This window comes from Enterobacter sp. PL_is514, assembly GCF_055816715.1.
Genome location: NZ_JBVPGN010000026.1, coordinates 211,830 through 236,805, shown reverse-complemented (window position 1 = coordinate 236,805; position 24,976 = coordinate 211,830). Strand labels below are relative to the sequence as shown.

The 24,976-nt window shown below is 56.7% G+C and carries 17 protein-coding genes; 14 read left to right on the top strand and 3 right to left on the bottom strand.

All coding sequences use genetic code 11. From position 1 onward, the window contains the following. Positions 1-297 precede the first annotated feature (297 nt). Positions 298-2,457, top strand: coding sequence for a bifunctional acyl-ACP--phospholipid O-acyltransferase/long-chain-fatty-acid--ACP ligase (aas, locus tag AC0TNG_RS03880; RefSeq protein ID WP_473713307.1), 2,160 nt, complete (start codon positions 298-300; stop codon positions 2,455-2,457). Next, positions 2,450-3,643, top strand: a complete 1,194-nt coding sequence (gene lplT, locus AC0TNG_RS03875; protein WP_024909299.1) for a lysophospholipid transporter LplT — start codon at positions 2,450-2,452, stop codon at positions 3,641-3,643. Before aas ends, lplT begins: the two co-directional genes overlap by 8 nt. A 93-nt stretch (positions 3,644-3,736) precedes the next feature. Here lplT and AC0TNG_RS03870 read toward each other — a convergent pair whose 3' ends face one another. The 3 genes from AC0TNG_RS03870 to mutH all read right to left on the bottom strand — a co-directional run bounded on the left by AC0TNG_RS03870 (position 3,737) and on the right by mutH (position 5,948). Next, positions 3,737-4,777, bottom strand: coding sequence for an NADP(H)-dependent aldo-keto reductase (locus AC0TNG_RS03870; protein ID WP_248272365.1), 1,041 nt, complete (start codon positions 4,775-4,777; stop codon positions 3,737-3,739). A gap of 131 nt (positions 4,778-4,908) precedes the next feature. Beyond that, positions 4,909-5,127: a YgdI/YgdR family lipoprotein gene (locus AC0TNG_RS03865; RefSeq protein ID WP_473713306.1), complete on the bottom strand. Its 219-nt coding sequence runs from the start codon at positions 5,125-5,127 to the stop codon at positions 4,909-4,911. Positions 5,128-5,255: 128 nt separating this feature from the next. Next, on the bottom strand, positions 5,256-5,948 hold the full coding sequence (mutH, locus tag AC0TNG_RS03860; RefSeq protein ID WP_473713305.1) for a DNA mismatch repair endonuclease MutH: 693 nt from the start codon (positions 5,946-5,948) through the stop codon (positions 5,256-5,258). A gap of 683 nt (positions 5,949-6,631) precedes the next feature. On the opposite strand from mutH, the gene rppH reads away from it, so the two are divergent. The 12 genes from rppH (at position 6,632) to recD (ending at position 24,948) form a co-directional block, all read left to right on the top strand. Then, positions 6,632-7,162, top strand: coding sequence for an RNA pyrophosphohydrolase (gene rppH, locus AC0TNG_RS03855; RefSeq protein ID WP_013098553.1), 531 nt, complete (start codon positions 6,632-6,634; stop codon positions 7,160-7,162). 12 nt (positions 7,163-7,174) lie between these two features. After that, on the top strand, positions 7,175-9,421 hold the full coding sequence (gene ptsP, locus AC0TNG_RS03850) for a phosphoenolpyruvate--protein phosphotransferase (protein ID WP_024909296.1): 2,247 nt from the start codon (positions 7,175-7,177) through the stop codon (positions 9,419-9,421). A 193-nt stretch (positions 9,422-9,614) separates the two neighbouring features. Beyond that, on the top strand, positions 9,615-10,490 hold the full coding sequence (gene lgt, locus AC0TNG_RS03845; protein WP_023309046.1) for a prolipoprotein diacylglyceryl transferase: 876 nt from the start codon (positions 9,615-9,617) through the stop codon (positions 10,488-10,490). A gap of 6 nt (positions 10,491-10,496) precedes the next feature. Beyond that, positions 10,497-11,291, top strand: a complete 795-nt coding sequence (gene thyA / locus AC0TNG_RS03840) for a thymidylate synthase (RefSeq protein ID WP_014885081.1) — start codon at positions 10,497-10,499, stop codon at positions 11,289-11,291. Positions 11,292-11,475: 184 nt separating this feature from the next. Then, positions 11,476-11,937 (top strand): prepilin peptidase-dependent protein, encoded by a 462-nt coding sequence (locus AC0TNG_RS03835; RefSeq protein WP_267217335.1) that lies wholly within the window; start codon positions 11,476-11,478, stop codon positions 11,935-11,937. Continuing rightward, positions 11,931-12,491, top strand: a complete 561-nt coding sequence (locus tag AC0TNG_RS03830; RefSeq protein WP_473713304.1) for a prepilin peptidase-dependent protein — start codon at positions 11,931-11,933, stop codon at positions 12,489-12,491. The genes AC0TNG_RS03835 and AC0TNG_RS03830 overlap by 7 nt, the downstream gene beginning before the upstream one ends. Beyond that, complete coding sequence (locus AC0TNG_RS03825) at positions 12,488-12,889, top strand: DUF2509 family protein (RefSeq protein ID WP_157189679.1); 402 nt, start codon at positions 12,488-12,490, stop codon at positions 12,887-12,889. The genes AC0TNG_RS03830 and AC0TNG_RS03825 overlap by 4 nt, the downstream gene beginning before the upstream one ends. After that, complete coding sequence (locus AC0TNG_RS03820; RefSeq protein ID WP_417927783.1) at positions 12,874-13,197, top strand: prepilin-type N-terminal cleavage/methylation domain-containing protein; 324 nt, start codon at positions 12,874-12,876, stop codon at positions 13,195-13,197. The genes AC0TNG_RS03825 and AC0TNG_RS03820 overlap by 16 nt, the downstream gene beginning before the upstream one ends. 12 nt (positions 13,198-13,209) lie before the next feature. Beyond that, the gene (gene recC, locus AC0TNG_RS03815; protein ID WP_473713303.1) at positions 13,210-16,584 is read left to right on the top strand and encodes an exodeoxyribonuclease V subunit gamma; all 3,375 of its coding nucleotides are present in this window, start codon (positions 13,210-13,212) and stop codon (positions 16,582-16,584) included. Between the two features lie 140 nt (positions 16,585-16,724). Further along, positions 16,725-19,592: a pitrilysin gene (gene ptrA / locus AC0TNG_RS03810; protein WP_473713302.1), complete on the top strand. Its 2,868-nt coding sequence runs from the start codon at positions 16,725-16,727 to the stop codon at positions 19,590-19,592. Then, on the top strand, positions 19,589-23,131 hold the full coding sequence (gene recB, locus AC0TNG_RS03805; RefSeq protein WP_473713301.1) for an exodeoxyribonuclease V subunit beta: 3,543 nt from the start codon (positions 19,589-19,591) through the stop codon (positions 23,129-23,131). Before ptrA ends, recB begins: the two co-directional genes overlap by 4 nt. Then, a complete protein-coding gene (gene recD, locus AC0TNG_RS03800; RefSeq protein WP_473713300.1) occupies positions 23,128-24,948 on the top strand; it encodes an exodeoxyribonuclease V subunit alpha in 1,821 nt (606 codons plus the stop codon). Before recB ends, recD begins: the two co-directional genes overlap by 4 nt. Positions 24,949-24,976: the final 28 nt, after the last annotated feature.

The window sequence follows — 24,976 nt, the reverse complement described above, 5'->3', positions numbered from 1 at the left end:
GTTACACGCGCAGTCATGTCTGAAGAATGTCAATCTGAACCTTTGGTTACACTTTGCCTCAGGCTGTTGCGATTGTCCGATGGCGAGGATGTTAATGAGATTGATACAGTTGAGATCCCAGAGGTATTGATTGGTGAGAATTCTTAGTACGGTTTCGTACTCATCTCTTGCACCAACCTGCGCGGATGCGCAGGTTTTTTTTCGCCTCCACTTTTGCTGTCGCTCCCGTATCACTTCTCGTGTAATCTGCCACCATTTACTATCAACCCTCCACACTGGCTGGCAAAGGGAGTTGAGATGCTATTTGGGTTCTTCCGTACACTGTTCCGTATTCTCTTTCGCATCCGCGTCACTGGTGATGCCCAGGCGCTTCGTGGCGAACGCGTTCTTATCACACCAAATCATGTTTCCTTTATAGACGGTATCCTGCTGGCGCTGTTTCTGCCCGTGCGCCCGGTATTTGCGGTCTATACCTCCATCAGCCAGCAGTGGTACATGCGCTGGCTCACGCCGCTGATTGATTTTGTGCCGCTTGACCCGACAAAGCCGATGATGATTAAGCATCTGGTGCGTCTGGTCGAGCAGGGGCGTCCGGTGGTCATTTTCCCGGAAGGGCGTATCTCCGTGACCGGTTCGCTGATGAAAATCTACGACGGTGCGGGGTTTGTCGCGGCGAAGTCAAAAGCGACCGTGGTGCCGCTGCGAATTGAAGGCGCAGAGCTGAGCCATTTCAGCCGTCTGAAGGGACTGGTGAAGCAGCGTCTGTTCCCCAAAATCACGCTGCATATTCTGCCGCCAACGTCGTTACCGATGCCCGACGCGCCGCGTGCCCGCGATCGCCGAAAAATAGCCGGGGAAATGCTGCACCAGATTATGATGGAAGCGCGCATGGCCGTGCGTCCGCGCGAAACGCTGTACGAATCTCTGCTTTCCGCGCAGCACCGCTATGGCGCGAAGAAAAACTGCATCGAAGACATCAACTTTACCCCGGATACCTATCGCAAACTGCTGACCAAGACCCTGTTTGTGGGCCGCATTCTGGAGAAGTACAGCAAAAAGGGCGAAAAGATTGGCCTGATGCTGCCTAACGCGGGCATCAGCGCGGCGGTGATTTTCGGCGCGGTTTCCCGGGGCCGGATCCCGGCGATGATGAACTACACGGCGGGGGTGAAAGGGTTGACCAGCGCCATCACCGCTGCCCAGATTAATACCGTCTTTACCTCTCGTCAGTTCCTGGACAAAGGCAAGCTCTGGCATCTTCCCGAGCAGCTCACCCAGGTACGCTGGGTTTTCCTGGAGGATCTGAAAGCCGACGTGACCACCGGCGACAAGCTGTGGATTTTTGCTCACCTGCTGGTGCCGCGTCTGGCGCAGGTCAAACAGCAGCCGGAAGATGACGCCATTATCCTCTTCACGTCGGGATCGGAGGGCAACCCGAAAGGCGTCGTCCACAGCCACAAGAGCATTCTGGCGAACGTTGAGCAGATCAAAAGCATTGCTGACTTTACCGCGGATGACCGTTTTATGTCGGCGCTGCCGCTGTTCCACTCCTTTGGCCTGACGGTGGGGCTGTTTACGCCGCTGCTGACCGGCGCAGAAGTGTTCCTCTATCCAAGCCCGCTGCATTACCGGATTGTGCCGGAGCTGGTGTATGACCGTAACTGCACCGTCCTGTTCGGCACCTCAACGTTCCTCGGCAACTATGCGCGTTTCGCCAATCCGTATGACTTCTATCGCGTGCGGTATGTGGTGGCCGGTGCGGAAAAACTGCAGGAGAGCACGCGTCAGATCTGGCAGGACAAGTTTGGCCTGCGCATTCTCGAAGGCTATGGCGTGACCGAGTGTGCGCCCGTGGTCTCGATTAACGTGCCGATGGCGGCGAAACCGGGTACGGTTGGCCGAATTCTGCCGGGAATGGATGCGCGTCTGCTGGCCGTGCCGGGCATTGAGGACGGTGGCCGTTTGCAGCTGAAAGGGCCAAACGTGATGAACGGGTATCTGCGCGTGGAAAACCCGGGCGTGCTGGAGGTGCCCACAGCGGAAAACGTCAACGGCGAGATTGAAACCGGCTGGTACGACACCGGCGATATTGTCCGTTTTGATGAACAGGGCTTTGTACAGATTCAAGGACGCGCGAAACGCTTCGCCAAAATCGCCGGTGAAATGGTCTCTCTGGAAATGGTTGAGCAGCTGGCGACGGCCGTGTCCGCGGATAAGATGCATGCAACGGTGGTGAAGAGCGATGCCAGCAAAGGTGAGGCGCTGGTACTGTTTACGACCGACGGTGAGCTTAAGCGCGACAGGTTACTGAGCTATGCGCGTGAACACGGTATCCCTGAACTGGCGGTGCCGCGCGATATTCGCTACCTGAAACAGCTCCCTGTGCTGGGTAGCGGGAAGCCCGATTTCGTGACCCTGAAAGGCATGGTTGAAGAGGCGGAACAGCAAAATGCGTGAGTCAGTACACACTAACACATCGCTCAGATCGAAAGGCATGATGGCCGTCATCGCCGCACAGTTTCTCTCTGCGTTCGGTGATAACGCGCTGCTGTTTGCCACGCTGGCGCTGCTGAAAGCCGAGTTTTACCCCGACTGGAGTCAGCCGATCCTGCAGATGGTGTTTGTGGGCGCTTACATTATCTTTGCTCCGTTCGTCGGGCAGGTGGCGGACAGCTTCCCGAAAGGTCGGGTGATGATGTTTGCCAATGGCCTCAAGCTGCTGGGTGCGGCCAGCATTTGCTTTGGCTTCAATCCGTTTATTGGCTATACGCTGGTGGGCATTGGCGCCGCCGCCTACTCCCCGGCGAAGTATGGCATTCTCGGCGAGCTGACCACCGGGGATAAGCTGGTGAAAGCCAACGGTCTGATGGAGTCGTCAACCATTGCCGCTATCCTGCTTGGATCCGTCGCTGGCGGTGTGCTGGCCGACTGGCATGTCCTGGCGGCACTGGGCGTATGCGCGGCGGTGTATGGCGGGGCGGTCGTGGCGAACCTGTTTATTCCTAAGCTGCCGGTGGCTCGCCCGGGACAATCCTGGCGCTTTAAACCGATGACCGGCAGCTTCTTTACCGCCTGCCGCGTGCTGTGGCGTAACGGTGAAACGCGTTTTTCCCTGATGGGGACCAGTATGTTCTGGGGTGCGGGCGTCACGCTGCGCTTCCTGCTGGTCCTGTGGGTGCCGGTGGCGCTGGGGATTACTGACAACGCGACGCCGACCTATCTGAATGCGATGGTGGCCATCGGCATTGTGGTGGGGGCAGGCGCGGCGGCGAAGCTGGTAACGCTCGAGACGGTAGCACGCTGCATGCCCGCAGGGATCCTGATTGGCGTCGTGGTGCTGATCTTCTCGCTGCAGCATGCGTTATTGCCCGCGTATGTCCTCCTCATCCTGATTGGTATTCTGGGCGGTTTCTTCGTGGTGCCACTGAACGCGTTACTGCAGGAGCGGGGCAAACAGACCGTCGGGGCAGGCAATGCCATCGCGGTACAAAACCTGGGGGAAAACCTGGCGATGCTGCTAATGCTGGGGCTCTACTCGCTGGCGGTAAAAGTGGGTGTGCCGGTGGTGGGGATTGGCGTCGGGTTTGGCGGGCTGTTTGCGCTGGCGATTGCGGGTTTGTGGATCTGGCAACGTCGCCGCTGATAAGTGCGGCCTGATGCCCTCACCCCGGCCCTCTCCCACAGGGAGAGGGAGCAAACCCTAAAAACGGCAACGTGCGTTGCCGTTTTGCTTTTATTACGGTGCGGGATACGTATAAACCTGATGCACCGCTTCAATCTCCGCTAACACCTCTTCACTCAGGTTCAGATTGAAACTCGCAATATTGGTTTTCAACTGCTCCATCGTGGTCGCGCCCAGCAGGGTGCTGGCAACAAACGGCTGACGACGCACGAAGGCCAGCGCCATCTGCGCAGGGTCAAGACCGTGACGCTTCGCGATATCCACATAGGCGGCAACGGCTTTCTGCGTCTGCTCGCCGCTGTAACGGGTAAAGCGGCTAAAGAGGGTGTTACGCGCCCCGGCCGGTTTCGCACCGTTCAGGTATTTCCCCGTCAGCGTGCCGAAGCCGAGACAGGAGTAGGCGAGCAGTTCCACTTCTTCATACTGCGTCACTTCGGCCAGACCCACTTCATAGCTGCGGTTAAGCAGGCTGTACGGGTTCTGAATAGTCACGATACGCGGCAGATCGTGTTTATCCGCCAGGTGCAGATAGCGCATGACCCCAAAGGCCGTTTCGTTAGAGACGCCAATATAGCGGATTTTTCCCGCGCGCTGGCATTCGGTCAGCGCTTCCAGCGTTTCCAGCAGCGTCACGGCGGGGGCGCTCTCATTCCAGGTGTAGCCGAGCTTACCAAAGCAGTTGGTTGGGCGCTGAGGCCAGTGCACCTGATACAGATCGAGATAGTCGGTTTGCAGGCGCTTCAGGCTGGCGTCCAGTGCGGCGCGGATATTCTTGCGATCGAGGATCTGATTCGGGCGGATCCCGGTATCGTTGTTGCGTGCGGGGCCACTGACTTTTGAGGCAATCACCAGCTTTTCACGGTTGCCGTGTTTTGCCAGCCAGTTACCGACGTAGGTTTCGGTAAGTCCCTGCGTTTCCGGACGTGGCGGAACAGGGTACATCTCCGCGACATCAATCAGGTTAATCCCCTGGCTGACGGCGTAATCGAGTTGTGCATGGGCATCGGCTTCGCTGTTTTGTTCACCAAATGTCATCGTGCCCAACCCCAGTTGGCTTATTTCCAGAGCGCTGTGGGGGATACGGTGATAATGCATAGCCGGCTTCCTCAGTAGACTTATAGACCGCGTCAGGGCGTGCCCGACAAAGGAATATAAACATGGCAGAGGGGAAGCAAAAGGGGAAGAAAAAAATCAAAAAGGTCAGCAAGCGACTGACCTCTCTCTGTTTATCGCTCGATAATTTGCGATACTTCGTCGCGATTGATCTGCATTTTATTGCCTTCATGGTCGCGGTAGCTGACCAGACCGGTATCATCGTCAACTTCGGGTTTGCCGTCGGTCAGGATCATTCGACCGTCTTTTGTCGCCATGACGTAATCGCTGCTACAGCCCGATACGGCAAACGCTAAACCGACTGCTGAAACTAACACTGCCCATTTTTTCATCGTTATCGTCCTCATCTGGCGCGTATCAAATCATAATCTAGTATTAACCCGATATGGCGACTTGAGGAAGCAGTAAAATCTTAAAAAGCAGTCGATTATGTTTGAGAGCTCGCAAAATAAGTAAAAAACTATGTTTTTAACAGGAAATGACGTGCCAGGAGCGCGCTGGTGAAATTCTTTTTAAGATAAAAACCGCGCGGCAACGTCAGTATCGGCTCACCCTGTGCGCCGATGGCCTCGGTAAGCGCTTTACTGTTGGCCGCTTTCGGACGCAGCTGTAACACTTCTCCGTGTCGGGCGGTGATGCGCTCTACCTGCCCAAGAACGATCATGTCCATCAGCTCCTCCCAGTCCAGCCGAAGCTGATGCTCTTCATCCTCGTTCGGGCTCCAAAGCAGCGGCGCGCCAACGCGACGGTCGGCCAGGGGGATCTGTCGCTCGCCTTCAACCGGTACCCACAACACGCGCTTCAGCTTGTGGCGAACGTGGCTGGTTTCCCACGTCACGCCGGTGTTGCCGGTTAATGGCGCAACGCAGACAAAGGTGGTTTCAAGCGGCTTGCCCTGGCTATCTATTGGGATGGTTTTTAACTCCACGCCAAGTGCTGCAAAATCCTGCTCGGGTTTGCTCCCTGCGCTCGCACCCAGCCACAGCTCAAGCAGCATGCCGATCCAGCCTTTATCCCGCTTAAGATCCTTCGGGATCGGAAGCCCTGCCATTGCCGCCAGCTCGCCAAGCGAAAAGCCCGCAAGACGCTGTGCCTGCTGGAGCAACTGGCCCTCGCTGGACGGCGGTGAGAGCAAGGGTGTAAGCGGATGCATGACGGTAACCTTTTGATTAAAAAATAAACGAAGAAATTGTCCCCTGTGGATAGAGTTTAACTATTTCTGTACCAATATTCCATGTGTATGATTTATAGGTTTTTTTATGGGTTTGAAATCGTTTCACCCGAGTCAGAAAACCGGTTGTTCAAATCTGGTCACTGACAATGAACAGGATCTTACACCATGTTATCCACAGAAAAATGGGATAACTGGGCATAACCCTGACTACTGTTTCAATTTACAGCCTTGACGTGCGATGAAAATCGAATTTTCAAACAAATTGTGACTAACTTATTGGCACAATCTGTGGATAAAACCGACGCTGTTCGATCTTTCATCAGCACGACGATCCCTGATGTGACGATCGTCACGCTATTCTGTTTTGTGTTCATGGAAATACATTTAACTATATGAAAATAATTGCATTATTGAATTCAGGTGAAAGAGGGGATATGGCAGCGTTTAAGGTTGTTCATCGGTAATCAGACACTTCTTCACAACTATATCCACAGAAAAGGTGAATAAAATTCCCTTCACTGCCACTCATCTGTTTATAACTCAGCACTTATTTGTGAGTTATTCAAATGTTATTAGGTTGCAGCCCTGTAAGAGAGTGGTTTACCGCCTCCCTGTAGTGTGAAACAATCATTCATATATAAGGTTTAGTTTGGGGTAGTCCGGTGATTGATGACGATGGCTACCGCCCGAACGTAGGAATAGTAATTTGTAATCGTCAGGGCCAGGTGATGTGGGCCCGGCGATATGGTCAGCACTCCTGGCAGTTCCCGCAAGGCGGGATCAATCCGGGAGAGTCCCCAGAACAAGCGATGTACCGGGAGCTTTTTGAAGAGGTCGGTTTAAGCCGAAAAGATGTTCGCATCCTGGCTTCGACCCGCAACTGGTTGCGTTACAAGTTACCGAAACGTTTGGTGCGTTGGGACACAAAGCCGGTTTGTATCGGCCAGAAACAAAAGTGGTTTCTGTTGCAGTTGGTGGGCAACGATTCAGACATCAATATGCAAACCAGCAGTACGCCGGAGTTCGATGGCTGGCGCTGGGTGAGCTATTGGTATCCTGTTCGTCAGGTCGTGTCATTTAAACGCGATGTTTACCGTAGGGTGATGAAAGAGTTTGCAAGTGTGGTAATGCAGCTTCAGGAGATCCCGCCTAAGCCGCAGAGCGCACCTGCCTGGCGACGTAAAAGAGGTTAAGCTACGCAAATCATGCTCACCCGCTTGCGAGAAATAGTCGAGAAGGTGGCCAGCGCGCCGCGTCTGAACGAGGCGCTGAATATTCTGGTCACCGACATCTGTCTTGCGATGGAAACCGAGGTCTGTTCGGTGTATCTGGCCGACCACGATCGGCGCTGCTATTACCTGATGGCAACCCGTGGTTTGAAAAAACCACGTGGACGCACCGTAACGCTCGCATTTGATGAAGGTATCGTGGGTCTGGTCGGGCGGCTGGCTGAACCCATCAACCTTGCTGACGCACAAAAACACCCCAGCTTTAAGTACATCCCTTCCGTAAAAGAAGAGCGCTTCCGCGCTTTCCTTGGCGTGCCGATCATTCAGCGTCGCCAGCTGCTCGGCGTGCTGGTCGTCCAGCAGCGTGAGCTACGTCAGTACGACGAAAGCGAGGAGTCTTTCCTCGTCACGCTGGCCACGCAGATGGCTGCGATCCTCTCCCAGTCCCAGCTTGCCGCGCTTTTTGGTCAGTATCGCCATACGCGCATTCGTGCCCTTCCGGCATCGCCAGGCGTGGCGATAGCGGAAGGCTGGATGGACGCTACGCTGCCGCTGATGGAGCAGGTTTACGAAGCCTCAACGCTTGATGAAGCCCTTGAGCGCGAGCGTCTCACCGCTGCGCTGGAAGAGGCGGCGAATGAGTTTCGTCGTTACAGCAAGCGCTTCGCCGCAGGCGCGCAAAAAGAGACGGCGGCGATCTTTGACCTCTATTCGCACCTGCTCTCCGATGCGCGTCTGCGTCGTGAGCTTTTTGCGGAAGTGGATAAAGGCTCGGTCGCGGAGTGGGCGGTTAAGAAGGTTATCGAAAAATTTGCCGACCAGTTTGCGGCACTGACCGACGGTTACCTGAAAGAGCGGGCAGGCGATCTGCGCGCGCTGGGGCAGCGCCTGCTTTTCCATCTTGATGACACCATTCAGGGCCCAAATGCCTGGCCAAAACGGTTTGTTCTGGTTGCCGACGAACTTTCGGCAACGACGCTGGCTGAACTGCCCCAGGACAGGCTGGCCGGTGTGGTGGTGCGTGATGGTGCCGCCAACTCACACGCCGCCATTATGGTGCGCGCGCTGGGTATCCCTACCGTTATGGGGGCGGACATTCAGCCGTCGGTACTGCACCGACGTACGCTGGTGGTCGACGGCTATCGCGGTGAGCTGCTGGTCGATCCTGAGCCGGTTCTGCTCCAGGAGTACCAGCGTCTTATCAGCGAAGAGAATGAATTAAGCAAGCTGGCTGAAGATGACGTTAACCTGCCCGCACAGCTGAAGAGCGGTGAGCGGATCAAAGTCATGCTCAACGCCGGTTTAAGCCCTGAACATGAAGAAAAGCTTGGCAGCCGCATCGACGGTATTGGCCTATACCGTACTGAAATCCCGTTCATGCTGCAGAGTGGTTTCCCCTCCGAAGAGGAGCAGGTGGCACAGTATCAGGGGATGCTGCAGATGTTTAACGACAAACCTGTCACCCTGCGTACCCTGGATGTCGGGGCGGATAAACAGCTGCCCTATATGCCGATCAGCGAAGAAAACCCGTGCCTGGGCTGGCGTGGGATCCGCATTACGCTCGATCAGCCGGAGATCTTCCTGATCCAGGTACGTGCGATGCTGCGCGCCAACGCGGCGACGGGCAATCTCAGCATCCTGCTGCCGATGGTCACCAGCATCGATGAGATCGACGAGTCCCGGCGGCTGATCGAACGTGCTGGCCGCGAAGTGGAAGAGATGATCGGCTATGCGATCCCGAAACCGCGGATTGGTGTGATGCTTGAAGTGCCGTCTATGGTCTTTATGCTGCCGCAGCTGGCAAACCGTGTTGATTTTATCTCTGTCGGCACGAACGACCTGACGCAATATATCCTGGCCGTCGACCGTAACAATACTCGCGTCGCCAGTATCTACGACAGCCTGCATCCGGCGATTATTCGCGCGTTAGCGATGATCGCCCGTGAAGCGGAGCAGTACGGTATTGATTTACGCCTGTGCGGTGAAATGGCCGGGGATTCAATGTGTGTTGCGATCCTGATTGGTCTGGGATTCCGCCATCTGTCGATGAACGGTCGCGCCGTCGCCCGCGTGAAATACCTGCTGCGCCATATCGACATCAATGATGCCCGCGAGCTGGCTGAACGCAGCCTTGAGGCGCAGCTGGCAACGGAAGTCCGCCACCAGGTCGCGGCGTTTATGGAACGACGCGGTATGGGCGGTCTGATCCGCGGCGGCCGCTAATCGTTTTTCGCCCTCTCCCTGTGGGTGAGGGCGCCAGCGCGCATAAAACCCTATACACATCTTTTACATCTCTGGCGCATCCTCCGCGCCCGCCTTGTGCTATGATTCGCAACTTTGGAGCCTCTGCTTACAGCAGAATCGCATTTCTACCGCTGTCCACTTTCAGCGGAATAACAACATCTTGTGGTGACAGATGAACAGTGGTTATCTGCATTTTCCGGAATTTGATCCGGTCATTTTCTCAGTAGGACCTGTTTCGCTTCACTGGTACGGTCTGATGTACCTGGTGGGCTTCATTTTTGCCATGTGGCTCGCTGGCCGTCGCGCCAGCCGTCCGGGCAGCGGCTGGACCAAAAACGAAGTTGAAAACCTGCTGTATGCGGGCTTCCTCGGCGTGTTCCTCGGTGGCCGTATCGGGTATGTGCTGTTCTATAACTTCCCGGTATTCCTGAACGATCCGCTCTATCTGTTCCGCGTCTGGGACGGAGGCATGTCCTTCCACGGCGGCCTGATTGGTGTGATTCTGGTGATGGTGATTTTTGCCAAACGCACCAAACGCAACTTCTTCCAGGTTTCAGATTTTATCGCACCGCTGATCCCGTTTGGTCTCGGCGCTGGTCGTCTGGGCAACTTTATCAACGGTGAACTGTGGGGCCGCGTCGACCCGAGCGTGCCGTACACGATGCTCTTCCCGGGCTCCCGCGCAGAAGACATCGCGCTGCTGCCATCGCATCCGGAGTGGCAGTCCATTTTCGATACCTACGGCGTTCTGCCGCGCCATATGTCTCAGCTGTATGAGCTGGCGCTGGAAGGCGTGGTGCTGTTTATCATCCTCAACCTGTTTATTCGCAAGCCGCGCCCGATGGGGGCTGTTTCCGGGCTGTTCCTGATTGGCTATGGCGCGTTCCGCATCATCGTCGAATTCTTCCGCCAGCCTGACGCACAGTTTACCGGCGAGTGGGTACAGTACATCAGCATGGGGCAGATCCTCTCCATTCCGATGATTGTCGCGGGTGCCATTATGATGATTTGGGCGTATCGTCGTCGTCCACAGCAACAAATTTCCTGAGGAACCATGAAACAGTATCTTGAATTGATGAAAAAAGTGCTCGATGAGGGCACGCCGAAAAACGACCGCACCGGTACCGGTACGCTCTCCATTTTTGGCCACCAGATGCGCTTCAATCTGCAAGAAGGCTTCCCGCTGGTGACGACAAAGCGCTGCCACCTGCGCTCGATCATTCATGAACTGCTCTGGTTCCTGCAAGGTGATACCAACGTTGCGTATCTGCACGAAAATAACGTCTCAATCTGGGACGAGTGGGCAGATGAAAACGGCAACCTGGGCCCGGTTTACGGTAAGCAGTGGCGCGCATGGCCAACGCCTGATGGCCGCCATATTGACCAGATCACCACCGTGATGAACCAGCTGAAAAACGATCCGGACTCGCGCCGAATCATTGTTTCCGCCTGGAACGTCGGCGAGCTGGATAAAATGGCGCTGGCACCGTGCCACGCGTTCTTCCAGTTCTATGTGGCGGATGGAAAGCTTTCCTGCCAGCTCTACCAGCGCTCCTGTGACGTGTTCCTCGGCCTGCCGTTTAACATTGCCAGCTATGCGCTGTTAGTTCACATGATGGCGCAGCAGTGCGACCTGGAAGTGGGTGATTTTGTCTGGACCGGTGGGGATACCCATCTTTACAGCAACCATATGGAACAGACGCATCTCCAGCTGACCCGCGAACCGCGTGCGCTGCCGAAGCTGATTATCAAACGCAAACCGGCATCAATCTTCGACTACCGCTTTGATGATTTCGAGATTGAGGGCTACGACCCACATCCGGGCATCAAAGCGCCCGTCGCTATCTGATGCGATAAAGCGTGACACAACCGGTGCTATTTAGCGCCGGTTTTTTTTCGCCTTTATTCCGTTTCCCGAGGCGCTATCCAGAAAGCGTGCAACGCGCTGCAACTCTCCCAATTCTCCGGACAACACCTCGTAAAACGAGGATCCGTCTCTCGTCATCTTCACGGCGCTTCGCCACACTCCCGGTATGAAAAAAGAGAACGGTTTTACGTTTATCGAAACGCTTGTCGCCGTTTCGCTTGTCGTTATCCTCAGCGCCTCAGGTCTGTACGGCTGGGACAGCTGGCAACGACAGCAGCGGCTGTGGCAAACCGCCAGTCAGGTGCGAGATTACCTGCTGTTTCTGCGCAACCATGCCAACCGGCACAACAGCGACCATCTTATTACCCTTCAGCGGGTGGGAGGCGGGGACTGTCTGGTGAGCTCTGCCGTGCAGGGCTGTAAGAAGGAGAGTCCCTTTGTGCTGATTCCGCCCTGGCCTGAGGTCGAGGTCAGTGAGGTCACGCCGTCGCTGGGGTTTTATGGATTAAGGGATACAGCGTGGGCAGGGCGGATACGCGTTCAAAGCCGTGCCGGAGCATGGCTGATTATTGTCTCAAATGGAGGACGCATCAGGATGTGTCAGGTCTCTGAGGGAGGTTCATGTTGATGAGGCTGCGCGGTTTCTCACTGACTGAAGTGCTGATTGCCATGGCGATTAGCAGCCTTTTGCTGATAAGCGCATCGCGTTTTTTACCCGGCTTGCAGCGGGCAGTCTTACTGCAATCCGGCCAGAGAGAGCTGGAGGAAGAGGTCTGGCAACACCTGTTTGCCCTGGGTAAGCAGCTTCAGCGTGCGGGGTACTGCGCGGGAAACTGTCAGGGACAGGCGCTGGTGACCGCGAGGCTTGGAGGCTGCGTCATTGTACGCTGGGATGCCAACAGTAACGGCAACTGGGATAGCAGCGCATCAGAAAATGACAGCACCGGTTTTCGTCTGGAATCCGGCGCGCTGGAAACCCAGCGTGGGGCGACGTCGTGTGAAGGAAAAGGGTGGGAAAAGCTCACGGACCCGGACAGGCTGGTAATCACGCGCTTTGTGGTGAGCAAAGTTGAACATGCCGGTTTTGCGCCAGAGGTAAATATCGAACTGGCCGCGATGCGTAAAGGCGGGCAGGGGGAGCCCTGGCAGGCGTTGTATACGGTCACGGGGTACAACCTGTGAATCGTCAACGCGGAATGTCTTCACTGGCCCTGGTTCTGCTTTTACTGGTGCTCGGTACCCTGATCCTGTCGGGTCTCAATCAACAGCTGACAACATTTAGCGCGCTCGTTGGCGGCGAGAGCCGCTCGCTTCAGCAGCAGGCGACGGTACAGTCCGCGCTTGAGTGGGGACGGGTTCAGGGCTGGTCATCAGAGCTGCAGGTTCAGTGCAAAAAGACATCGGCGTGGCGAGTCTGTTTGCGCCAGCTGAGTGAGGCGCGTGTGCTGCTGATTGCCGGAGACAGTGACCTGCTGCTCTGGCGCGCAGGAGAGATTGTCGACGGGAAAATTCGCTTTTCGCCTCACGGCTGGAGTGATTTTTGTCCACTAAAGGAGAGCGCGTTATGTCAGCTGCCGTGAGCCGAGAAAAAGGGTTTAGCATGGTTGAGGTCCTGCTGGCGATGATGCTGCTGGTGATCGTCGTGACGGCTCTGTCGGGTTATCACCGGGCGCTGGCGGCGCGGTTTAGCGTGTTTAACCAGTATCGCCAGCTCTGGCACCATGCCTGGAATCAGTCTCAGCTCTCAACAAATGTTCTCCCCGCAGGCTGGCAGACCAGTCGGGGGCAGACAACGCTCGCAGGATGTGTCAGCATCACGGTTACACTAATTTCTCCTCTGGGGCGGCGCGGTGAGATAACGCGTCTGCATTGCCCGGTTAGCCAGTAGTCGGGAGCGTCTATGTTAAGGGTCTACCACTCAAATCGTCTGGATGTGCTGGAAGCACTGATGGAATTTATCGTTGAGCGCGAGCGGCTTGACGATCCTTTTGAGCCCGAAATGGTGCTGGTGCAGAGCACCGGTATGGCACAGTGGCTGCAAATGTCGCTTTCCCGTAAATTTGGCATAGCCGCGAATATTGATTTCCCGCTGCCCGCGAGCTTTATCTGGGAGATGTTTGTTCGCGTGTTGCCGGACATCCCCGAGCAGAGCGCCTTCAACAAGCAGGCCATGAGCTGGAAGCTGATGGCGCTGCTGCCGGACATGCTGCAGCGTGATGAATTCGCCATGCTGCGTCACTACCTCAATGACGATACCGACAAGCGCAAGCTGTTCCAGCTGGCATCGCGCACCGCCGATCTTTATGACCAATACCTTGTTTACCGTTCTGACTGGTTAATTCGTTGGGAAGCGGGCGAGTTGGTTGAAGGCCTGCCGGAGGCGCAAATATGGCAGGCCCCGCTGTGGAAAGCGCTGGTAGAGCATACGGAGAAACTGGGCCAGCCTAAGTGGCACCGTGCCAATCTCTACGAGCGGTTTATCTCGATACTTGAAAATGCGTCGGAGCGCCCGGCCCGACTGCCGTCACGCGTTTTTATCTGCGGAATATCCGCATTACCCCCTGTCTATCTAAAGGCGTTGAATGCGCTGGGTAAGCATATTGATATCCATATTTTGTTTACCAACCCATGCCGACAATACTGGGGGGATATCCTCGACGAACGCTGGCTTGCCCGGCTGGTGAGCCGCCAAAGAAAGCGCCTCTTTGAAGAACGTGCCGTCCCACTGTTTAAAGATGGCTCCACTGCCGGGCAGCTTTTCGATGAAGACGGTATCCAGAACCTGCCCAATCCGCTGCTTGCCTCATGGGGGAAGCTGGGGCGTGACTACATTCATATGCTTTCAGACATCACTTCCTCAGGGGAAGGTGACGTGGATGCCTTTGTTGAGATCGCCCCGGACAGCCTGCTGCATAATATTCAGTTAGATATTCTGGATCTGGAAAACCGTGCCGTCATGGGCGTGACGGCGAACGAGTTCGAACGCAGCGATAATAAGCGAAAACTGGATCCTGACGATCGCAGCGTCACGATCCACGTTTGCCACAGCCCGCAGCGTGAGGTCGAAGTGCTTCACGACCAGCTGCTGGCGATGCTGCAGGAGGACCCCGATCTGACGCCACGCGATATCGTGGTGATGGTGGCGGATATCGACAGCTACAGTCCCTTTATTCAGGCCGTCTTTGGCAGCGCGACGGGCGAGCGATACCTGCCTTACGCGATCTCTGACCGTCGTGCCCGTCAGTCGCATCCGGTATTGCAGGCGTTTATCACTCTTCTGTCACTGCCGGATAGCCGGTTTATCTCCGAAGATGTCCTGGCATTGCTGGATGTTCCCGTGCTGGCTGCACGCTTCAACATCAATGAAGAGGGTCTGCGCTACCTTCGTCAGTGGGTGAATGAGTCTGGCGTTCGCTGGGGGATCGATGACGATAACGTTCAGGAGTTCGAGCTTCCCCCAACCGGGCAGCACACCTGGCGATTTGGCCTGACGCGTATGCTGCTGGGCTACGCCATGGAGAGCAGCCAGGGCGAGTGGAATGAGGTGCTGCCTTACGATGAGTCCAGCGGGTTAATTGCTGAACTGGTGGGGCATTTAGCGTCGCTATTAATGCAGCTTAACCGCTGGCGATATGCGCTGTTGCAGCCGCGTCCACTTGAAGAATGGCTCCCGGTCTGCAGGGCGTTACTCAATGATTTCTTCCTGCCGGACAATGACACCGAAGCGGCCATGGCGCTCATTGAAACCCAGTGGCAGGCTATCATCGATGAAGGCGTGAATTCCCACTATCAGGAGGCCATCCCGCTGTCGCTGCTGCGGGATGAGCTGACGCAGCGGCTTGACCAGGAGCGAATCAGCCAGCGTTTCCTGGCGGGGCCTGTCAATATCTGCACCCTGATGCCCATGCGTTCTATCCCGTTCAGGGTGGTCTGCCTGCTTGGCATGAACGACGGTGTGTATCCGCGCGCGCTGCCGCCGCTGGGGTTCGACCTGATGAGCGCAAACCCAAAACGGGGCGATCGTAGCCGCCGTGATGATGACCGCTACCTCTTCCTTGAAGCGCTCATTTCCGCTCAGAGTAAGCTCTATATCAGCTATATCGGTCGTTCCATTCAGGACAACAGCGAGCGTTTCCCTTCTGTACTGGTGCAGGAGCTGGTGGACTATATCGGCCAGAGCCACTACCTGCCGGGAGATGAAGCGCGCAACTGCGATGAAAGCGAGCAGAGGGTGAAAGCCCATATCACCTGTTTCCACAGCCGCATGCCGTTTGATCCGGTGAACTATATTGCCAGCGAGCGCCAGAGCTATGCACAGGAGTGGCTACCGGCGGCGAAAAAAGAGGGAAGTGCGCATACCGATTTCATTCAGGAACTTGATCCGCGCCCAATCGACACTCTGACCTTCGAACAGCTTCAGCGGTTTTGGGCGCATCCGGTGCGCGCCTTCTTCCAGCAACGACTGCAGGTCAACTTCCGCTCTGAAGAGAGCGAAATTCCTGAGGCAGAGCCGTTTACGCTGGAAGGTCTTGAGCGCTACCAGTTAAACCTGCAGCTGCTGAATGCGCTGGTTGAAGAGGAAGATGCGGACAAGCTTTACCGCCGCTACCGCGCTGCGGGTCAGCTGCCCTACGGCGCGTTCGGGGAAATTGTCTGGGAGGCGCAGTGTCAGGAGATGACCGCTCTGGCGGAGCGCGTGAGAGCGTGCCGACAGCCGGGGAAAAGTATTGAAATCGATCTCAACTGCAACGGGGTACAGCTCACGGGCTGGTTAACCCAGGTTCAGCCGGACGGGCTGCTGCGCTGGCGGCCCTCAATGCTGAGCGTTTCGCAGGGATTGCAACTCTGGCTGGAACATCTTGTCTACAGTGCGGGTGGGCATAAAGGCGAAAGCCGGATTTTCGTGCGCAAAGAGGGGGAATGGCGCTTCCCGCCGATGGAAGCCGAGCAGGCGTTAGGTCATCTCTCTTTGTACATTGAGGGCTACCGTCAGGGAATGAACAAACCGCTCCTGTTACTGCCGGAAAGTGGCGGGGCGTGGATAAAAGCCTGTTATGACGCGCAGAATGATGCGATGTTAACGGATGAGGCTTCGCTGCAGAAAGCACGCAGTAAATTTATGCAGGCCTATGAAGGTAACATGATGGTGCGTGGCGAAGGTGAAGATGTCTGGTATCAGCGCTTATGGCGAACCCTTGAGCCAGAGTACTTCGAGGCTATCACGGAAGAGGCGCAGCGCTACCTGCTGCCGTTGTTTAAATTTAATCAGTCCTGAGTGCTGTATAAAAATTGCGCAGCATGAGGTGTTCATTTATGATGCACTTCTTATCACGGACTGATGTACCCAATAAAGAGATGTTGGCGTGTCCAGCGCGCAATGTGTTAATGATGTAGCCGTGATAAAGAGGTAGCACCTTGTTTAAAGCGTTTGTTTTGTTTTTCGCCCTCTGGGTACCCGTCACTCAGGCAGACTCCGGTTGGCAACCCGTTCAGGAAACTATTCGTAAAAGCGAAAAAGATACCCGTCAATATCAGGCTATTCGTCTTGATAACGGCATGACCGTACTGCTGGTCTCCGATCCGCAGGCGGTGAAATCCCTTTCGGCATTAGTGGTGCCGGTTGGATCGCTGGAAGATCCTGACGCTCATCCTGGGCTTGCACACTATCTGGAACATATGACGCTGATGGGGTCAAAAAAATACCCGCAGCCAGATAGCCTGTCCGAATTTCTGAAAATGCATGGCGGCAGCCACAATGCCAGCACGGCACCGTACCGCACGGCCTTTTATCTTGAAGTCGAAAATGATGCGCTGGAAGGGGCGGTCGATCGCCTTGCTGATTCCATCGCCGCGCCCTTGCTGGATAAAAAATATGCCGATCGTGAACGCAATGCGGTGAATGCCGAGCTGACCATGGCCCGTACGCGAGACGGTATGCGCATGGCCCAGGTCAGTGCCGAAACCATCAACCCTGCACACCCGGGTTCGCGTTTCTCCGGCGGTAACCTTGAGACGTTAAGCGACAAACCGAACAGCCCGGTGCTGGATGCTCTGCACGCGTTTCGCGATAAATACTACTCCGCCAACCTGATGAAAGCGGTCATCTACAGCAATAAACCGTTGCCAGAACTGGCAGACATGGCGGCTAAAACGTTTGGACGGGTGCCGAATAAAAATATCGACCTGCCGCAAATAAACGTCCCGGTGGTTACGGACGCGCAAAAAGGCATCGTTATCCACTACGTGCCGGCGCTGCCGCGCAAAGTGCTGCGCGTGGAATTCCGCATCGATAACAACACCGCACAGTTTCGCAGTAAAACCGATGAGCTGGTCACCTACCTGATAGGTAACCGTAGCCCGGGTACGCTGTCTGACTGGCTGCAAAAACAGGGGCTGGTGGAAGGTATTCGCGCCGACTCCGATCCGGTTGTGAACGGCAATAGCGGCGTGCTGGCGATCTCCGCCACCCTGACCGACAAAGGACAGGCCAACCGTGATGAAGTCGTGGCGGCGATCTTCAGCTACCTCGCTTTACTGCGTGAGAAAGGCGTCGATAAGCGTTATTTTGATGAACTTGCCCACGTGCTGGATCTCGATTTCCGTTACCCGTCCATCACCCGCGACATGGATTACGTAGAGTGGCTGGCGGATACCATGATCCGCGTGCCGGTGGAACATACCCTCGATGCGGTAAATATTGCCGACCGGTATGACGCCGGGGCGGTAAAATCCCGCCTGGCGATGATGACGCCGGAGAATGCCCGCATCTGGTTCATCAGCCCGAACGAACCGCATAACAAGACGGCGTACTTTGTCGATGCCCCTTATCAGGTAGATAAAATCAGCGCACAGACCTTCGCCGACTGGCAGAAAAAGGCCGGGGAGATTGCGTTGAAGCTGCCGGAGCTGAACCCCTATATTCCGGATGACTTCTCGCTGACCAAAACGACGAAAGATTACCCGCACCCGGCGCTAATCATTGATGAGCCAACGCTGCGCGTGGTGTATACACCAAGCCGCTATTTCGCCAGCGAGCCAAAGGCCGATGTCAGCGTAGTGCTGCGTAATCCGAAAGCCATGAACAGCGCCAAAAATCAGGTGATGTTCGCGCTCAATGACTATCTCGCCGGTATCGCGCTCGATCAGCTCAGCAACCAGGCGGCCGTGGGCGGCATCAGCTTCTCCACCAACGCCAACAACGGTTTGATGCTCAATGCAAACGGCTATACCCAGCGTTTGCCTCAGTTGTTCCAGGCACTGCTGGAAGGGTATTTCAGCTACACGCCGACGGAAGAGCAGCTTGAGCAGGCCAAATCGTGGTACGCCCAGATGATGGATTCTGCGGAGAAGGGCAAAGCTTACGATCTGGCGCTTATGCCGGCGCAAATGCTGTCGCAGGTTCCTTATTTCCAGCGAGAAGACCGCCGCGCGCTGCTGCCTTCGATCACCTTAAAAGACGTGCTGGCGTACCGTGACGCGCTGAAAACCAACACGCGTCCGGAGTTCCTGATCGTCGGCAACATGAGTGAGGATCAGGCCAAAACCCTGGCGGAGAATGTGCGCACTCAGCTCGGTTCGAAAGGCGACGAGTGGTGCCGCAACCAGGACGTGCTGGTTGAGAAAAAGCAGAATGTGATTTTTGAAAAGACGGGTAACAGCACGGATTCCGCGCTGGCCGCGGTCTTTGTGCCAACGGGGTATGATGAATTCGCCAGCTCAGCGCAGAGCGCCATGCTGGGACAAATTATTCAGCCGTGGTTCTATAACCAGTTACGCACAGAAGAGCAGCTTGGCTACGCGGTATTTGCCTTCTCCATGAACGTCGGCCGACAGTGGGGGCTGGGCTTCCTGCTGCAAAGCAGCGACAAACAGCCGGCGTATCTCTGGCAGCGTTACCAGGCCTTCTTCCCTCAGGTGGAAGCAAAGCTGCGCGCGATGAAGCCGGAAGAGTTTGCTCAGATCCAGCAGGCCGTCATCGCGCAGGTAATGCAGCCGCCGCAGACGCTGGGTGAAGAAGCCTCACAGCTGAGCAAAGATTTCGATCGCGGTAATCTGAATTTTGATTCGCGTGATAAAGTAGTGGCCGAGATAAAACAGCTGACGCCGCAGAAGGTTGCCGACTTCTTCCATCAGGCGGTCATTAAGCCGCAGGGTATCACCATCCTGTCCCAGGTTTCCGGTAGCCAGAACGGGAAAACGGAGTACGTGAACCCGAAAGGCTGGAAAGTCTGGAAAAGCGTCAGCGCGCTGCAGCAATCTATGCCCTGGAGTAAGAAAGAATGACCGATACCGCTGAGTCCCTTGATCCCTTACGTTTACCTCTGCAGGGTGAACGATTGATTGAAGCCTCAGCGGGAACGGGAAAAACCTTCACCATCGCCGCCCTTTATCTGCGTCTGCTGCTGGGGCTTGGCGGCAACGCCGCTTTTCCACGCCCTTTGAGCGTGGAAGAGCTGCTGGTGGTGACCTTCACCGAGGCTGCCACCGCTGAGCTGCGGGGCCGTATTCGTACCAATATCCACGAGCTGCGCATCGCCTGTCTGCGTCAGAGCACGAATAACCCTCTCTACGCGAGCCTTCTGGAAGAGATTGCCGATAAGCAACAGGCAGCCCAGTGGCTGCTCCTCGCCGAACGACAGATGGACGAAGCGTCCGTCTTCACCATTCACGGTTTTTGCCAGCGCATGCTGAGCCTGAATGCGTTTGAATCCGGCATGCTGTTCGAACAGCAGCTTATTGAAGATGAATCCGTGCTTCGCTATCAGGCCTGCGCGGATTTCTGGCGTCGCCATTGCTACCCGTTACCGCGCGATATCGCCGAAGCCGTACACGCGTTGTGGAAGGGCCCGGAGGCGCTGCTGCGCGCTATCGATCGTTATCTGCAGGGGGAAGCGCCGGTCATCAAATCCCCGCCGCCGGCAGATGAAACGCTGGCCTCACGGCATGAAAAGATCATCGCGCAGATTGCCGACATCAAGCAAAAATGGCTTGAGTCCGTTGGCGAGATTGACGCAATCATCGAAAATTCCGGGATTGACCGACGCAAGTTTAACCGTGGCAATCAGGGGAAATGGATCGACAAGATCGGCGCCTGGGCGCAGGAAGAGACGCGAGGCTACCAGCTCCCGGACGCGCTGGAGAAATTCTCCCAACGTTTCCTGGTTGAGCGGACCAAAGCCGACGGCATTGTCCCTGAGCATCCCCTGTTTGTGGCGATTGAATCCCTGCTGGCGGAGCCCTTAACGCTCAACGATCTGATGATTACCCGCGCCATGACGGAAATTCGCGAAGCCGTCGCGCGTGAGAAACGCCGCCGGGGTGAACTGGGTTTCGACGATATGCTGAGCCGCCTCGATGCGGCGCTGTGCAGTGAAAACGGTGAAGCGCTTGCCGCCGCGATCCGCACCCGTTTCCCGGTGGCGATGATCGACGAATTTCAGGATACCGACCCGCAGCAGTACCGCATTTTCCGCCGTATCTGGCGCCAGCAGCCCGACACCGCGCTGCTGTTAATCGGCGATCCGAAACAGGCTATCTACGCCTTCCGCGGTGCGGATATTTTCACCTACATGAAAGCCCGCAGTGAGGTTGACGCGCACTACACGCTCGATACCAACTGGCGCTCCTCTCCCGGCATGGTGGAAAGCGTCAACGGGCTCTTCAGCCGCATGGATACGGCGTTTATGTTCCGGGAGATCCCGTTTCAGCCGGTAAAGTTTGCCGAGAAAAATGCCTCGTTGCGCTTCGAGTTCAACGGCGAGACGCAGCCTGCCATGAACTTCTGGCTGCTGGATGGGGAAGGCTGCGGCGTTGCCGACTATCAAAATGCCATGGCCCAGCACTGTGCCGCGCAAATCCGTGACTGGCTCAGTGCGGGCGCGCGCGATGACGCGCTGCTGTGGAAGGGGGATAAACCCACTCCGGTAAAGGCATCGGATATTACGGTACTGGTGCGTAGCCGTCAGGAGGCCGCGCTCATCCGCGACGCCCTGACGTTACTGAATATCCCCTCCGTCTACCTCTCAAACCGCGACAGCGTCTTTGAAACGCTGGAAGCGCAGGAGATGCTATGGCTGCTGCAGGCCGTGCTGGCCCCGGAGCGGGAAAGCACGCTGCGCAGCGCACTGGCGAGCGCGATGCTCGGGCTGAATGCCCGGGATATTGATGCGCTCAACAATGACGAAGCCGCATGGGATGCCGTGGTCGAAGAGTTTGTTCGCTACCGCGAAAAATGGCAGAAGCGCGGGGTAATGGCAATGGTGCGCGAGCTCATGGCGCAGCGCCATATTGCGGAGAATATGCTGGCGACAGCAGGCGGCGAGCGCCGTTTGACCGATATTTTACATATCAGCGAACTGTTGCAGGAAGCGGGTACGCAGCTGGAGAGCGAGCACGCTCTGGTGCGCTGGCTGGCGCAGCAGATTGCCGATCCGAACAGCAATTCGTCCAGCCAGCAGATGCGCCTTGAGAGCGATAAACATCTGGTGCAGATCGTCACCATTCACAAGTCGAAAGGCCTGGAATATCCGCTGGTCTGGCTGCCGTTTATCGCCAATTACCGCGTGCAGGATCAGGCCTTTTATCACGATCGCGAGTCTTTTGAGGCGGTGCTCGATCTCAGCAACGCGGAGTCCAGCGTTGAGCTGGCAGAGGCTGAACGTCTGGCGGAAGATTTGCGCCTGCTCTACGTGGCGTTGACCCGTTCGGTCTGGCACTGCAGCCTGGGCGTTGCGCCTCTGTTCCGTCGCCGTGGCGAAAAAAGCGGGGAGAGCGATTTTCATCTGAGCGCGCTGGGGCGGCTTATTCAGCAGGGTGAACCCAAAGACGCGGCGGGCCTGCGCCAGTGCATCGAATCCCTTTGCACTGAGCATGTTGCCCTGCATATTCCTTCGCTGCCCGACAACAGCCGCTGGCAGATGCCGGAGCTGCGTGATTCAGCGCTCCATGCCCGCCAGGTTGTGCGTACGATAGCCGACGACTGGCGCGTCACCAGCTACTCCGGTTTACAACAGCACGGGCAGAGTATCGCTCAGGATCTGATGCCAAAACTGGACGTGGATGCCGCGGGGGCCGGTAGCGTACCCGCTGAGCCGGTGCTCACGCCGCACCAGTTCCCGCGCGGTGCTTCTCCAGGCACGTTTTTGCACAGCCTGTTTGAAGAGCTGGATTTTACCCAGCCGGTTTCCGAAGAGTGGGTGCTGAAGATGTTACAGAGCGGTGGTTACGACGCGCATTGGCAGCCGGTTCTCACCGACTGGATCCGCGCGGTTCTGCATGCTCCGCTCACCGCGCAGGGGATCTCGCTTAGCCAGTTGACTACCAAAGATAAGCAGGTGGAGATGGAGTTTTATCTCCCCATCGCCAGCCCGCTCAGGGCTGAGGCGCTTGATGCGGTGATCCGCGAGTACGATCCGTTATCCGCCGGGTGCCCGCCGCTGAACTTCCGCCAGGTGCAGGGGATGCTCAAAGGTTTTATCGACCTGGTTTTCCGCCACGAAGGACGCTACTACCTGCTGGATTACAAATCGAACTGGCTGGGTGAAAGCAGCGAAGCCTACACGCAAGACGCGATGGCCGCGGCCATGCAGATGCATCGCTACGATCTGCAGTACCAGCTTTATACCCTGGCGCTGCACCGTTACCTGCGCCATCGCATGGCTGATTACCGCTACGAAGCGCATTTTGGCGGCGTAATTTACCTGTTCCTGCGCGGCGTGGATGCTAACGACCCGCGTTCCGGCGTCTTTAGCACGCGTCCGGCTGCGGAACTGATTGAAAAAATGGATAACCTGTTTGCTGCAGGCACGGAGGAGGTGGCATGACGATGCAGGCGCTACTGCTGGACGCGGTAGAACAACGATTACTGCGCCACCTGGATGTGCAGTTCGCCATGATGGTGGCAGGTGAGGAGCCTGCCGTCATGCTTGCCGCCGCCATTCTGAGCAAAGACGCGGGGGAGGGGCACGTGTGTCTGCCGCTGTCGCGTCTGGCGGTGGATGAGAAGATGCCTCCGGTTTTACAGGCGTGCTTCGCGCTGCTGGGTGACGCAGTGGACTGGCAGGAGATACTACTCGGCTCGCCTGCCGTGAGCGGAGCCGATACCGGGACGCCGATGATCCTTGTCGGCGAGCGTTTGTATCTTAACCGGCTCTGGCGTAACGAACTGACGGTAGCGCGCTTTTTCAGCGAGACCAACGCCCCGCTTCCCTGCGATGAAACGCAGCTGCGGCAAACGCTGGATACGCTGTTCACCTCTGACGACGAGACAGACTGGCAGAAAGTGGCGGCTGCCGTGGCCTTAACGCGACGGATCTCGGTGATTTCTGGCGGCCCGGGTACCGGGAAAACGACCACCGTGGCAAAACTGCTTGCCGCGTTGATTCAGTTATCGGGTGAGCAAAAGTGCCGTATTCGCCTGGCGGCCCCCACCGGTAAAGCGGCGGCACGTCTGACGGAATCGTTAGGCGGCGCGCTGCAAAAGCTGCCGCTAACCGGTGAGCAGCTTGCGCTTTTCCCCAATGAGGCCAGCACGCTGCACCGTTTGCTTGGCGCACAGCCGGGTAGCCAGCGTCTGCGCTATCATGCCGGTAATCCGCTGCACCTTGACGTGCTGGTGGTGGATGAAGCCTCAATGATTGACCTGACGATGATGTCGCGTTTGATCGATGCGCTACCGCCGCACGCGCGCGTCATTTTCCTCGGCGATCGTGACCAGCTTGCCTCCGTGGAGGCGGGGGCGGTACTGGGTGATATCTGCACCTATGCCAGCCTGGGATATACCGCTGAACGCGCTCAGGAGTTAGCCCGTCTCACCGGATGCTCGCTCACCTCTGAAAACCATTCGCTAGCAGGGGCGCTGCGCGACAGCCTGTGTCTGCTGCAAAAAAGCTACCGTTTCGGCAGCGACTCCGGCATCGGCCAGCTTGCGGCAGCGGTGAACCGGGGCGACCGGCGCGCCACCACGGCGGTATTTGACGGAACCTTTACGGATATTGAGAAAAAATCGCTGCAAAGCGCGGAAGAGTATCAGGCGATGCTTGACGACGCCCTGCAGGGGTACCAGCGCTTTCTGACGGACGTACAACAGCAAAGTACGCCGGAGCAGGTCATTGCCTCGTTTGGCGAATATCAGTTGCTCTGTGCGCTGAGGGAAGGCCCCTTTGGTGTCCGGGGTCTTAACGACAGGCTGGAACAGCTGCTGGCTCAAAAACGCAAAATTAACCGTACCCCGCACTCGCGCTGGTATGAAGGGCGACCGGTGATGATCTCCCGTAACGACAGCGCGCTGGGATTGTTTAACGGGGATATCGGGATTGCGCTCGACTGCGGTCAGGGACTGCGCGTCTGGTTCCAGATGCCGGACGGGAGCGTGAAGTCTTTCCAGCCCAGCCGTTTGCCCGAGCATGAAACCGCCTGGGCGATGACGGTGCATAAATCCCAGGGCTCCGAATTTAACCACGCGGCGCTGATCCTGCCCACGCAGCTTTCCCCCGTCATTACCCGCGAGCTGATCTATACCGCCATAACGCGCGCGCGTCAGCGCCTGTCGCTGTATACCGATGAACGCGTGCTGGTGCAGGCGATTGCCACCCGTACGGAACGTCGAAGCGGGCTGGGCGCGATATTTGAGTCCCTCTGAACGAAAGCCCTCGCCGGACGGTGAGGGC